Origin of the sequence: Armatimonas sp., assembly GCF_043760365.1 — a bacterium.
In the GTDB taxonomy this organism is placed as follows: domain Bacteria; phylum Armatimonadota; class Armatimonadia; order Armatimonadales; family Armatimonadaceae; genus Armatimonas.
In genome coordinates this window covers 1-12,690 of record NZ_JAYUPA010000585.1, presented here as the reverse complement: position 1 = coordinate 12,690, position 12,690 = coordinate 1, and the positions used below count along the sequence as shown (strand labels likewise).

The 12,690-nt window shown below is 59.0% G+C and carries 11 protein-coding genes and 1 tRNA gene; 3 read left to right on the top strand and 9 right to left on the bottom strand.

From position 1 onward, the window contains the following. Positions 1–114: 114 nt before the first annotated feature. The 7 genes from ACH2EH_RS13350 to ACH2EH_RS13320 all read right to left on the bottom strand — a co-directional run bounded on the left by ACH2EH_RS13350 (position 115) and on the right by ACH2EH_RS13320 (position 7,757). Positions 115–729, bottom strand: a complete 615-nt coding sequence (locus tag ACH2EH_RS13350; RefSeq protein ID WP_395142438.1) for a hypothetical protein — start codon at positions 727–729, stop codon at positions 115–117. Between the two features lie 8 nt (positions 730–737). Continuing rightward, positions 738–1,700 (bottom strand): quinolinate synthase NadA, encoded by a 963-nt coding sequence (gene nadA / locus ACH2EH_RS13345; RefSeq protein WP_395142440.1) that lies wholly within the window; start codon positions 1,698–1,700, stop codon positions 738–740. A 120-nt stretch (positions 1,701–1,820) separates the two neighbouring features. Continuing rightward, the gene (locus ACH2EH_RS13340) at positions 1,821–3,491 is read right to left on the bottom strand and encodes a hypothetical protein (RefSeq protein ID WP_395142435.1); all 1,671 of its coding nucleotides are present in this window, start codon (positions 3,489–3,491) and stop codon (positions 1,821–1,823) included. Positions 3,492–3,508: 17 nt separating this feature from the next. After that, entirely contained in the window at positions 3,509–4,027 is a 519-nt protein-coding gene (locus ACH2EH_RS13335; RefSeq protein WP_395142433.1) for a hypothetical protein, read from the bottom strand. Between the two features lie 91 nt (positions 4,028–4,118). Beyond that, positions 4,119–4,799, bottom strand: coding sequence for a PEP-CTERM sorting domain-containing protein (locus tag ACH2EH_RS13330; RefSeq protein ID WP_395142431.1), 681 nt, complete (start codon positions 4,797–4,799; stop codon positions 4,119–4,121). Positions 4,800–4,887: 88 nt separating this feature from the next. Beyond that, the gene (locus ACH2EH_RS13325) at positions 4,888–7,476 is read right to left on the bottom strand and encodes an AAA family ATPase (RefSeq protein WP_395142429.1); all 2,589 of its coding nucleotides are present in this window, start codon (positions 7,474–7,476) and stop codon (positions 4,888–4,890) included. Then, positions 7,473–7,757, bottom strand: a complete 285-nt coding sequence (locus ACH2EH_RS13320) for a hypothetical protein (protein ID WP_395142427.1) — start codon at positions 7,755–7,757, stop codon at positions 7,473–7,475. Before ACH2EH_RS13320 ends, ACH2EH_RS13325 begins: the two co-directional genes overlap by 4 nt. A gap of 47 nt (positions 7,758–7,804) precedes the next feature. On the opposite strand from ACH2EH_RS13320, the gene ACH2EH_RS13315 reads away from it, so the two are divergent. From ACH2EH_RS13315 to ACH2EH_RS13305, 3 genes are all read left to right on the top strand, one after another. Further along, entirely contained in the window at positions 7,805–8,845 is a 1,041-nt protein-coding gene (locus tag ACH2EH_RS13315; RefSeq protein WP_395142425.1) for an SGNH/GDSL hydrolase family protein, read from the top strand. Beyond that, on the top strand, positions 8,846–9,304 hold the full coding sequence (locus ACH2EH_RS13310) for a VOC family protein (RefSeq protein WP_395142424.1): 459 nt from the start codon (positions 8,846–8,848) through the stop codon (positions 9,302–9,304). A 51-nt stretch (positions 9,305–9,355) separates the two neighbouring features. Then, positions 9,356–9,429: transfer RNA gene (locus tag ACH2EH_RS13305), tRNA-His, on the top strand. A 43-nt stretch (positions 9,430–9,472) separates the two neighbouring features. Here the strand turns inward: ACH2EH_RS13305 and ACH2EH_RS13300 are convergent. Then, the gene (locus tag ACH2EH_RS13300; protein WP_395142422.1) at positions 9,473–11,344 is read right to left on the bottom strand and encodes a PQQ-binding-like beta-propeller repeat protein; all 1,872 of its coding nucleotides are present in this window, start codon (positions 11,342–11,344) and stop codon (positions 9,473–9,475) included. Next, on the bottom strand, positions 11,334–12,690 hold a 1,357-nt coding region (locus ACH2EH_RS13295), incomplete at its 5' end, for a hypothetical protein (protein ID WP_395142420.1). The genes ACH2EH_RS13300 and ACH2EH_RS13295, both read right to left, overlap by 11 nt.

Genomic DNA, 12,690 nt, shown 5'->3' with positions numbered 1-12,690 from the left:
GCAAGACTTGGCGCTTCTTCTCCGCGCTAGCCGTCTCCCAGAGTATCTCAAACTGCCGCAAGCGCTGGCCCGTCTCGTAGCGCCCCGCCGCCGGATCTTTTTGTTGGCGAAAACTCATACCGTCTCGCCTCGCAGGATTGCAATCAGCACCCGAACCAGTTTCTCGGTGTCATCTGGCACCAGGATACCTCCCACATCTTGCACAATACGTTTCTGCTTGCGATCCAGCCGCCCAAAGCGCCACATATCTCCGATAGAAACTGCACCATAGAGAACCTCAGCCATAGAGTCCGTCCATTGATCCATTGCAATCATCTCGGCACAGAGCTGGCTAAAGCCCCGTGCCGTGTCTGCCTGCTTGGCCTCCACGACAATCAAATTACTCTTAGACTGCACAAGATAATCAAGTGCTCCTTTAAGCTGGCTGTTCACCTGAAGTACAAATTCAGAGAAAATGTCGGCGTGAATATAGCGTGCCACTTCGCTCAGTATGGGAGCAATCACAAACTCGCGGCGTGGTGTCTCCGTCCCAAACCCAAAGTGACGCAGCGAGTACTCCAATCTCTCTTGCAAGCTTGGCAGCCAGATAAGAGTATCATCAGCGAGTGGCAAGACCAAGTGATCTACCTCAAAACCATACCCAAACGCCTCAACAAGCTGCTTGGGAATCGCGGTGAGCTTGTAGTAATCATGGAAACCACGAACCGTGGTAGGCAGTTTAAGTTGCATCGTCTCTCCTACTTGTTTGGCGCAGTCGGCTGGATTTTTGCGCTCCACTCTAGCATTCGCCGGAGCGGAACTTCGGACTTCAGGCGCAGCGCCTCGTCCATTTGAAGCTCCGGTTGGCCGTCTTTGAGGCAGAGGTAGAGTTTCTCCAGCGTGTTCAGGCGCATGTACGGACAGCTCGCGCAGGTGCAGCCGGAGTTGGGCGGGGCGCAGATAAACTCGGCGTCGGGGCGGGCTTTTTGCATCTGGTGGAGAATCCCGACCTCGGTGTTCACCACGAACTTCTTGTGCTCGGGGTGCGTTTTGACATAGTTGAGGAGCGCCAGTGTGGAGCCAATAAAGTGGGCTTTGTCCAGAACCGCTTCCTCACACTCCGGGTGGGCGATCACGGTGGCGTCGGGGTGGGCGTTGATGAGAAGCGCGAGGCGGCGGGCGTTGAACTGCTCGTGGACGATGCAGAAGCCTGGCCAGAGAATCATCTCCCGGCCTGTCTGTTTCTCGACCCACTTGCCCAGATGCCGATCCGGGCCAAAGACAATCGGCTGGTCTTTGGGGATCATAGCGACGAGCTGCGCGGCGTTGCTACTGGTCACAATTAAATCGCTCATCGCTTTGACTGCCGCCGACGAGTTGATGTAGTTGACGACATAGTGCCCTGGGTACTGTTTCAGCCACTCGCGATACACATCGGCGGGACATCTATCGGCGAGCGAGCAGCCTGCATCTAGGTCTGGCAAATAGACGGGCTTGCTGGGGTTGAGGATCTTTGCCGTCTCCGCCATGAAGTGCACACCGCAGAACACAATGCAGTCCGCCTCGGTCTTGGCCGCCGCCTGCGCCAGTGCCAGCGAGTCGCCCACAAAGTCCGCGAGGTCTTGGATCTCGGAGTCCTGGTAGTAGTGGGCTAAAATAACCGCGTTTTTCTCTTTTTTGAGCGTGAGAATCTCCGCGACTAAGTCCAGCGACGGGTCAATCGCATTGGCGCGAGCGGTCAAGTCATACGGGTTGGGCTGGTGCATGTCCCGCACCAGAGTCAGGTTCTTCATGCCTTATTGTACCCGCCCCTCGCCTTTCTACCAGACCGGCATCACATCCTACCAGCCCGGCATCGCATCGTGGACGAGCAGGCTAATCTGGGTGTACCGATCCAGGAGGAGCGCCACTCCCCGCTCGCCCCAGGGGAAGTATCGGTTACTGTAGTAGTGGTAGGTGATGCTCTGGGTGTAGGGTAGCACCAGCCGCCCCCGCTCGACAAACGCGCTGCGGTCAATCCCCTTGAGCGCCCCCATAAAACCATCCCCCTCCATCTGCAGGTAGGGCCGTCCTCGTGCCACACGATCCTGGGGTACGGAAGATCCGCCAAAGGGACGACTCTTGAGTTCGGCTCCGGTTGCGGCATCGTAGATGCTGGCGACGCCAAAGAGCAGCCCCTGGTCGTAGGTTCCCAGCGGCCAGTTGACCAGAGTTCCCTCCCCAAAGCCCTCCGGCCCTATTTCCACGCGATAGCCGGAGCTCACGGAGGAAATGTAGGCCAGCCGCCCCTCGTCATCGGCGCTGATCCCGTTGACATTGCCCAGGTCTGCCTGGAGCACTTGCAGTGTCTTTGGCCGCGCCACCGTGCCATCGAAGATACGGACATCGTCGCGTTTAGAGCCCCCGTTCCACGACCAGGCGACCATGACACGGTTCGATGCCCCTGGAAGCGGCCAGAACCCTGGCTCAACGATTCCCCCGACCTCAAACGTCGGCACCGTCAGGCTCTCTCGCAGGGTCATGTCGTCGAGGGTTAGCCGCCGGATGGCGTTCTGCCCCACCGCGTAAAAATAGAGTGCCTGGCTATCGGGTGTCAGCACGATGTCCCGCACCCCACCGGCCACGGTGACACTTGCTCCCAGGCCGCTCTGGGTAGGATCCAGAGCCACAATCTGATCCTGTTTCTCCCCGCGCACCCCCCAGAAGACGCGGCGCACGGTGTCCCAGACGAGCTCTTTGAGCGGAAGCTGGCTCATTCGAAAACCATCCTGGAACGGCACCAACCAGGCGACATCCACGGATGTGGGGACGCTCACTATCCCATCAACCCGCACACGTACCTTTGCGGTTCCCACACGAAGGCCACGAAATATCCCCGGAGCGGCTTCCCGCTGCAAGACATCTTGCCCCTCAACGACCTCAAACACCCCGAGAGCGCTGGGCATCGCCAGGAGATTGCCATCGCGATCTCGTGCCGTGTAGGCCAGCTCGCGGGTTCCCTCCAAAGGGATTCCCTGCCCGGGCGTGACGGCGACCGAGGCGAGAAACCCCTCCACAGCGACATCCGGGAGCGTGCCACCAGGTGCCTTGAGCTCCACCTGCCCCAGCGCCACCGCAACCAGGATCTTGCTAGAGTCACTCCAGCCAAACGTGGGGTTGTTGGCGTAGTAGAAGCGAACCGTCAGCTCCACCGCCCCTACGGGAAGCTCCAAAGGCAGCTCCAGGGGAAGCTCGACACCAATGGTGGCAGGCGGTTCCGGCCGCGCTCGGTTTATGGAGACACTTAGCTCCGGTAGCACGAGCGAGCGGACGCGAATCTCCACGTAGTTGGCCGATGCCGGGCCTTCCAGGGCGCGGGTTGCTGTGGCCCACTTGATGGTCACACGAGGGCGAACACGAGGCAGCGTGGCAGGATCCATGGGAGTGCCGCCACCACAACCGGTGAGAGTAAGTCCGGCGCTACCGAGCAATAACGTTTTACGCGAGAGAGGCATGGTACGTGAGGAAGCCATGACGAGATTTTACCGTATCAGAGGCGCTGACCGATACCGTGCGTGGTGACAATTACCTCTAGCCGGAGCTTGGACTTGCCGGCTGGCAGCCGAACCTGAAGGTCTTTTTTGAGATTGTCAATTTCCAGAATATCTTTGTCCTCTTTGAGTTTAGAGTAGGTCACGTCTTTGCTGAACGTTGGCTTCTTTCCTTGGGAAACTGACGCCGTAAAGTGATAGAGTTCCCGTCCCTCCGCCTTCACCTGGACATCCATTACAGACTGGCCATTCGTGCCGGGAATATCTTTGGTGGTGAGAGTGAGTTTCTTTGCGCTAAAAACAAGGGGCACAGAGAGTTCTTTGCCCGTGGTCTCCGTTCGGATAACATCAATCAGAGTCTTGCGGACAATATCGTAGGTCACTCTCTTGGTATTTCCCGTGGTCCGTTTCACGTCCGCGTGATTATCAATTTTATCGTAAGACATCCCCGCGCTGGGGTTCTTCTGAAGCTCAGTGAAGCCGAACCACTGCCCCGGTGCACTTCCGCCTGCGGTCATATTCGACGTTGTCGTGGTAGTGGTGGTGGTCGTCGTCGTGGTTTCTCCTGACGTATCCGTGGTCGTGATTTTCGTTTCCTATGTGTTTACTTTACGCGTTTTGGCGGCGGCGGATGATCCAAATCAGCCCCCCCGTGGTGAACAGAGCAATGCTACCCGGCTCGGGAGCAGAAGCTCCCCCGACCGTTGTGAGCGTGAAAACAGCGCCCGTGCTGTCAGCGAAAAAGCTGCCTTTATTACCCACAACAAAGTCAACAGTGTCACCTGCTGTGAGGGCCAGCGTGGAGCTAAAAGTGGGATTTGTGTTCGTGGTTGGGGCAAAAAACAGCGGTACTCCGGCATTGCTATTTCGCAAGACACTCAGATCCGTATCGCCAATATCGCCCACCAGTCCCTGCGCTAAAATGCTGTAGTTGGCGGTGCTGGGAACGGTGAAGCGCAGCACGAAATACTCAGAAGACCCAGGGTGCACCAACAAAAAACCTGTTGGAACACCGTTGACGGGGACTCCTGTGTTGTTTCGCAAAATCGTAGGGGTGCCTGAGTTCTGAACTATACTATGTGTCCAACGTGGTAGTGTCGGGGAAGAGTCTGCCGTATCAAAGAGAGTGAGCGCTCCCCCCAAAGTCGTGGTGAACCCATAGCTCCATTGCCCATTGGGGTTACCATTCGTACTGGAGAAGTCTGTAGTTGCATTAAAAGTCTGGGCTTGTGCCGTAGCACCAAGTAGGAACAGCCCTAGCGTGAGGGCGGTTAGAGAAAGTCGTTTCATTTTTCTGTATCCTTTTCGTGTTCGTGATTGGAATGGACACAGCTTAGCGTGGGGCGGTAAAAAAATCGTAAAAGTTTGCAGTGAGATTTTACGCTAACAACTCCCGGCGGGAGTGTTTGATCGGTAGCCGAGCCTCGACGTGGAGCAGAATTTCCTCCACGGAGAGAGTGCGGCCTTGCTGCCAGAGATGCTCCGCACGCTGCACCCCTAGGGCTTCGTCGGCGCGTGACCGGAGCTGGACAAGTAGCACCTGATCCTCGGGAGATAGAGGCCGCGCGAGATCCTCCCAGAGTGTCATGGCGCTGCCCATCGTGAGCAGCACAATGTCCCACTCCTCCCAGGCGCTGTAGAGTCGTGCTAGATACCAAAGTGGAAAGTGTGTTCCCAGCTTGGCCCGCAGCGCGTGAAACATTCGAGCGGCGTCCAAGTAGGCGGCGCGTGCGCGTAGCTCATCGCCGAGCTCCTCCGCCGTGCACCCCAGGCTGTGGGTGACACGCGCCAGCAGCATGCGTAGCCCAAGCTGGCGGGCTTTTTCCTGGCACTCCTCTAAAAGTGTCAAGGCTCCTGGCGCATCTCCAGACATCATGGTGAAGTGGGCACGCTGGTAGAGAATATCCGCCAGAATGCTCTCGCGCCCTGAAGTGCGGGCCATTGCCTCCGCCTCCACTAAGAGCGGCCCCGCCTTATCCATTTCTCCACTCTGGATCAGAAGTGATGCCAGCATATTGCAGGAGCGAGCAATCCCTGCTGTATCGTCTACGTGGCGACGGATCACAAGGGCTTGCTCGTGGCGCTCTCGTGCCAGCTCGGGGAGGCGCTGCAGCTCAGCGAACCGCCCTAGATGATACAGCGCCAGCGCCTCCAAGCCGGGCTGCTGGGCCGCCTGAGCCAGCAACAGTGCCTCGCTCAGGTGCTCCTCTGCCACAAGCTGGTTGCGCTGCTCCAGCAGAATTGCCCCAAGATGTATCCGCAGCTCCGCCCGGACAGTCTCAGTCAAGCCAGGCAGGGCCAGTGCTCTTTCCAGCCAGAGCGTCGCCTCGGCGTTGTGGCCACGCAGGTTGAGAAAGAGCTGGAGCCCGAGCAAAAGCGCCGCGGCCGCAGCCGCAGCGCCAGAGCTAAATCCACGCTCCAGTGCCTGCCGAATATTTCCTAGCTCCGCGTCGCAGCGCGTGAGATAGCTTCCCTCTGTCTCGCGTTCACGCCTCTCGATGGTCTGTGCGCACCAAACGTAATGCGCGACTTCATGAGCGTGCTGCTCCTCAGGCGGACTCAAGCGAACCGTGAAGCGGCGTAGGCTCGCCAGAAGCTCGAAGCGCTCGCTGCCACTGGAGACAATCAGCGACGCTTCGGTGAGGGCGAGCAGCTCCCCCAGCGTGTCGTCGGTCGGACAAATGGCCTCGACAGCGTCCAGTGTCCAGCCCCCTCGAAACACCGTCAGGCCACGCAAGAGCCCCTGCTGGCTCGGAGTCAGACGCTCGTAGCTGCTGAGAAACACGGCCTCGACGCTCCAATGGCGCTCGGGTAGGGTCGTGTCACGGCCTGTGAGGAGCCTGGCAAACTCTCCTCGCTCCAGCCGCTCACGCATCTGGGTGGCAGAGAGCGCACCAGCCCAAGCGGCACAGAGTTCGATGGCGAGGGGCATCCCTTCCAGGAGCGCACAGAGCTGTTCCACCTCAATGCTATCAGGAAAATCAAGCCGCACTCGGCGAGCACGATCCAGAAACAGCGGCACCGCACCCCCACGAACTGGCAGTGTCGGCACCACAAAACGGTACTCCCCTTGCCCTCCGAGGACCTGCCGTGATGTCACGACAAGACGAAGCTGTGGCAATCGGCTCAGGAGGAGCTGACAGAGCGGTGCAAGCGCCGCCGTCTCCAGATGCTCCGCATTGTCTAGTACCAGCAGTGTCGGGCAGTCTTTCAGGAAACCACAGAGTGCCTCCAGCGGGTTTTGACTTGCGGTGAGAGGCAGTTGCACGGCGACGGCAATTGCCCCAAGAAGCTGGCTAACACTCTGCAGCTCAACCAGCGAGACAAAATACAGATCATCGAGATCTCGCTGGCGTGCGGCCTGAACTGCCAGGCGCGTCTTGCCCATTCCCCCCGGCCCGATCAGCGTGATCCACCGCTCCGTCTTGAAGAGATCCCCCAGAGCGGCCAGCTCCGCCTCACGCCCCACAAAGCGCGTAAGGGAGTGAGGAAGCCTCACTTGCCGCTCACGCCAGCGGACATTCTCAGGGCAGGCAGTGTCTTTGAGCGCATTGAGCCGCTCCCGTTCCGTGACAATCCCGTCTTCGTAGTACCCCGGCAGCAGCTCCCCCCGCCAGAGCACCTCGGCCTCACGCAAACGCCCCTGCTGGATCAGCGCCTCCCACTCACCAACATCGGTCTGCACCACGCCCGGGCAAAATCGAATCCCGAAGTGACTCGCTTCAAAAATCGGGCCGAGCTGCTTACGAAGCAGCGAAAGGGCCTGTTTGAGGCTATTGCGACTGCTCTCAAACGGCGCATCGGGCCAGAGTTGCGCGGCCAGCTCCTCGCGGGGTTGGTTCAGGTCAGGACGCAGCGCCAGCAGAGCCAACAGTGCGGTTGCCTTACGGGCAGGAAACTGAGTGATGAGGATATTCTCCCCCAGTACCCGAAGTCCGCCCAACAGCTCCACCCTCCAGAGAGTCACTTGCTCGCCCTTGATGTTGATGGCTCGAAGCGGATCTCAATCTCCGGAGTGGGCGAGGGCGACGGGTGGGCGTAGCGCTGATCCATCAGATACAGAAACTCCCCGATGGTACGGATGCCGTGCCAGCCCATGGCGGAGACCAGAAGTATCAGGGCAATGAACAGGCGCAGGCTCATGTGCTGGCTCGCTTTGGGAGCCCCCCGGTAGCGGGCACTCAGCCGTACCGTCGTGGGGAGCGGTGGCAGTTTTTCCTCTTCATCCATCTCAACTTCAATATACAAGATTTTCCAGGATTTTCCCGATGATTTGGTGAAGAGAGGCATAACGAATGCAGCGACGAAGATTTATTCTAGGGCTGATGTTTCTGGAGGCAGGGTGTATGGAGCAGCAAAGCTTGGAGTGGCGCAGCGTGCGCAGTGAGGATACTGAGGGCAAGGGCTGGGCCACAACAGCCGCCCCTTTTGATCGCCTGCCCACGCACGCTCAGGCGAGCGTCCCACCGTCGGTGTGGAATCTTGCGCACCATAGCGCCGGGATGTGCTTTCGATTCGTTACAGCCAGTGCCCAGGTTGGGGTACGTTGGTCCGTGGGCGGCGAGCTCGCGATGCCGCACATGCCCGCAAGTGGGGTTTCCGGCGTGGACTTGTACGGGCGTGATGCGAAGAGCCGCTGGCGCTTTATGGGGGTCGGACAGCCACGCCAGCAAGTGGGCAACCAGGTGATCTTTCCGGGCGCAAGTGGCGGGCCGCGCGAATTTCTTCTCTACTTCCCGCTCTACAACAGCACCGCACGAATCGAAATAGGAACGGTGTTGGGAATGCCTCTGTTGCCACCGCCACCGCGCACGCAAAAACCCATTGTCTTCTACGGGACATCTATTACACAGGGCGGGTGCGCCTCCCGACCCGGTATGGCGTTCACCGCGATTACGGCGCGCACGCTGGAGCGTGCGCACATCAACTTAGGGTTCTCCGGCAATGGCAAGATGGAGCTGGCTTTGGCGGAACTTCTTGGGGAGCTGGATGCATCGGTGTTTGTGCTGGACTGCCTCCGCAACATGAGCGAGGACTTAGTGCGCGAGCGCATGGAGCCGTTTCTACGCCGCCTGCGTGAGAAGCGCCCCACCACGCCGATTTTGTGCGCCGGAGATGCGTTTTTGGACAACCCCGCAGAGCCCACGCGTAGCAAGCTCACCCGTGAGGCCGTCGAGAAGCTCACCCGCTCAGGGATTCCGAATCTGCACTATCTGCCGATGCGCGGGGCGTGGGGCGACGATGGCGAGGGCACCGTGGACGGTGTCCATCCCACGGATCTGGGTATGTCACGTCAGGCCAGTGTTTTCGTGAAAGCACTTCGCAAGCTCGTCTAGATGCGCATGACAATCAACCACTTAAATATCGTCGTTGCCGACATGCAGCGCAGCTTGGATTTCTATGTCGGCCTACTCGGGATGCACCAGACCTTCGAAGTCACGCTTCACGGCCCGTGGCTGGAAGAAGTGACGGGCTGCAACGACGCCCGCGCCCACTGCGTCTTTGTGGTGCCCGATGGCGGCGGCTGTCGTCTGGAGCTCTTGCAGTACTTGAGTCCACAAGGTGCGGCGCTCACGCCCAATGCACAGCCTCATACACAAGGTCTACGCCACTTCGCACTGGAAGTCACGGATCTCGATGGGCTGTACAAGTCACTCAGCGCAACCGGTGTCCGCTTCGTCTCCCCACCCGTCACCGTTCCCTTTCGGATTGTCGAGGGCATCCAGAAACGCCTCTGCTACTGCCACGACCCCGATGGCGTGATTGTCGAGTTCTGCGAACACTTGCGAAGCTAAAAAACCTTGCGAAGCTCCACAGAGCACGATACAATTCTCCCTGCATTCGTGGCGGGTGTAGCTCATTTGGTTAGAGCGCCAGGTTGTGGCTCTGGAGGTAGCCGGTTCAATCCCGGTCATCCGCCCTCACAAAGAACAACGAAGTTATTGTCTGCCTAGACGGCAGACTTACTCAAACGCGACGAGTTTCCCCCGAGCGAGCAAATAGAGCCTTCCCCCACTTCCTAAGGCAAAGCGCCCCAGTTGGTTAAGAGATCCCCCGCCGATTAGAGCATCGAAGGAATATTGCCACTTTATGGCACCGGTGCTGGCATTCAGCGCCAGGAGATTGCCGCTACGGTCTCCCGTAAAGAGCGTATTGGCCCCGTCCACCAGAAGAGTACCCGGCGACGTCCGATTGTCCGTGCTGGAAACAAACGGGGTGCGCCAGCGCTGCTGCCCTGTCGTTGCATCGTAGGCCGTGATGCCGGTCCCATTGTCTAGGGCAAGGATCGCCCCGTCCGCTCCTTCCGCGACAAAGTTCGCTCGCTGCTGGACGAACCAGAGATGCTCTCCTGCCGCGCTGATGCAGTGCATCTGATCTCGATTGGGAGGCGGTGGATTTCCGTAGTAGTAGTTTCCGACGACGGTGTTTCCGTCGCGAGTGAGCAGCGGGCCACTGAGGGTTCGGTAGCCCTGAATCGTGCGTTCCCAGACCAGCGCACCCGTGCGTGGGTCCAGCTTACGCACCTGCGGATAGTCGCCGCCATCGCTAGAATACGTCTGGACGGTGCCCGCAGCGGGCGTCATCACACCATAATTTCTCTCCGTACTGGCAACGGTGGACCAAAGGAGCTTCCGCGTCTTCGTATCATAGGCGAGAAGTTTTCCGTTCCGGTCCATCACATATAAAATCCCATCCTCTCCAAGATTGATGGGAATGAGCATGGGATTGAACGAAAACGTACCGTCGATTTGATAGATCTTCTGACCCGTCGCAGCATTCAGAGCGAAGATCCCTGATGTCGTGGAAGTGTAGAGCGTCCCATCATCGCCGAGCAGCGTCGCGCCGCCGACCACGTTGTTTGGAAACACGGTGTGGCTCCAAAGAGTCGCGCCACTTGTCGGATTGAGAGCAAGTTGGGTTCCGGCAAGTGTCGCGATATAGACAGTGCCGTTGGTGCCCACCACGGGCGATGTGTACCCGCCCACCTCTATACTCCAATGAACGCTCCCCTGAGCGACACTGCCCGAGCCGCGCGCCGAGTTACGCCCGTCTCCTCCAGCAATCGGCCAGGTCGTGTGTGCCAGCCCCACGCCGCCACCAGGCTGGACACCCGAATCAATGGTGATATTGGCCTCACCGAAGACAGCGGCCTGTGTCTCAGTTAGCCGGACACGCACCACCCCTGCCGCGCGGGCGCTGAGCAGCCCGTCGGCGGAGAGGCTCGCAAAATCGCTGCCTGAGACAAGCTGCCAGGTAAGTGCCCCCCCTGGCAGGAACACCGCCTTCCCGTCCGGATCCAGTGCCCTCCCCGTAAGCGTGAGACTCTCACCCGGTTTGAGCTGGAGCGGCTGTCCGAGAATCTCGATAGTGCGAATCGTGGATGCAAGTGTCAAGCGCGCCGACCCGATTTCGTCGGGGCGCACCTCCACCGTGGTAAGTGCCGAGGCCACCGTACTTCCAAAACCATCTTTCAGTCCCCGAGCTGTGCCCGCTAAAACATAGGTACCTATCGGCAAGAGCTCCGCAAAACTCACGGACTGCGTGGCGGGTTTAGAGTCGGGCCGGTTTACGAGCAGCGTGTAGCGCGTGCTGGGAGTGTCTTGTTTATAGAGTTCGAAGACGAGGCTTAGGGCATAGGCGGGAATATAGCGGGAGGCCGCTTTATCACTATCAGCAGCATCCGGCCAGGTGATAGTCAGGCGAACACGCCCACTAACAGCATCTTTGGGATGCCCTCCCCCACAACCAGTAACCACGCTCACGAGTAGTGCATTGCCGCTAAGCGTCACAAACCGTCGGCGTGTGAGTGCGTTTTTTTGGATCTTATTGGACATCGAAGTTCACTCCGTTTCCGAGTTCAGAAAGTGGCATCAGCGCCGGAAGAGACATTTGCGTTAGGTTCTTAGGACTTGTTGAACGCATGGGAATAAAGCCCGGCCCGCTACACAAAAGCTGCGCCTCGGTGATCTGAGGAATCACAGCAACACTCGAGTTGGCCTCTCGTCGCAAAAGTAAACTAAAGCTGGAGCGTGTAAATACCAAGTCATCACCATCCACTCTGGGGCTGAGATTGGTGGCGTTTCGCTGGAAGTACTCATGGATGAGTGTAGCAGTAGCTCGGGAGAGTGTGTCGAATGTGCGCGGCAACGCGAGAGCAGCGCGATCCCCTTGGAGAAACGCTCGAAGGCTCGCCGCATCCCCGACAGCTCGCTTGCGAGTGAACACAAGCATCCCCCCCGTAGGAACCGTCAGCCGACTGATACTCAAGCCCGCAGTAGCAAGCTGATCGTGCTCGATAGTGCCAGAGGGCGGGAAGTTACCATCCCCCGAGGGAATCTGACCACACCGATCACGACCGTTGCGGATATCACACTCCAGCTCGGCAATATTGTCGTCAAGCCCACACTGCTGGTAGTTTGGGAAGCGCAAGTCACAGCGAACTTTGCGGGAGCGGGAGCGGCTTGCTTCGGGCGCTTGCTCCAGCGTGTTCAAGCACGTCGTCAGAGCGGCGAGGTTGGCTTGGAGGCTATCCGTGATGCTCCCAAAGACGCTTACCACCACATTATTGGGGTTTGGCACGGTGGACGCCGCCACGCGCAGAAGCAGATACATCGTGCTACTGAGAGCTCGGGTACAGGCAAACGCCTCAACTGCCGCTGCCGCGAGCACTTGCCGGACGGTGCTTGCCATTTCCGTTGTAAACGGGGGGCGCAACACGTCAAAATTCGGGGCACGGAGCCAGGCTGCCAGCTCCCCGACATTTTGTGTGTCCACGAACGGCTCGATAAGCGTGGTGAGAAAAGCGCAGCTGCTCGGAGACGTCGTATGAGGACCAAAGGGAAGCCGCCCGATCCGCCCTGATAAGTCCGCGAGCACAGTGTCGAGCGCCACGCCCATGGCGTTTGTGGGAAGCCGATCTGCGACGATAAAGACACCACCGGTTGCATGCGCGAGCCTGTCACCCCAAAGATTGAAGCGCTCGGCGAAGACAGCATAGGCGGTGCTCTTTTGTTCGGCGGTTGGGGCACTTTGAATTAATCGGCGAAACGAAGCCACTCCCGCGCTCTGCGCCAGTGAGAGAGCCAGTCCAAGAGACTGGGCGCTATGGAAAAAGTGACCTAGAACGGCAGCGTTCCACTGGGGATTATCAACCCGAGAGGCGCCCGCTAGCCGGTTTCCC

Coding starts and splice junctions, on each gene's coding strand:
- ACH2EH_RS13315 (WP_395142425.1), top strand. CDS start 7,805: ATGCAGCGACGAAGATTTATTCTAGGGCTGATGTTTCTGGAGGCAGGG.
- ACH2EH_RS13350 (WP_395142438.1), bottom strand. CDS start 729: ATGCAACTTAAACTGCCTACCACGGTTCGTGGTTTCCATGATTACTAC.
- ACH2EH_RS13330 (WP_395142431.1), bottom strand. CDS start 4,799: ATGAAACGACTTTCTCTAACCGCCCTCACGCTAGGGCTGTTCCTACTT.
- ACH2EH_RS13310 (WP_395142424.1), top strand. CDS start 8,846: ATGCGCATGACAATCAACCACTTAAATATCGTCGTTGCCGACATGCAG.
- ACH2EH_RS13300 (WP_395142422.1), bottom strand. CDS start 11,344: ATGTCCAATAAGATCCAAAAAAACGCACTCACACGCCGACGGTTTGTG.
- ACH2EH_RS13335 (WP_395142433.1), bottom strand. CDS start 4,027: ATGACCGCAGGCGGAAGTGCACCGGGGCAGTGGTTCGGCTTCACTGAG.
- ACH2EH_RS13340 (WP_395142435.1), bottom strand. CDS start 3,491: ATGGCTTCCTCACGTACCATGCCTCTCTCGCGTAAAACGTTATTGCTC.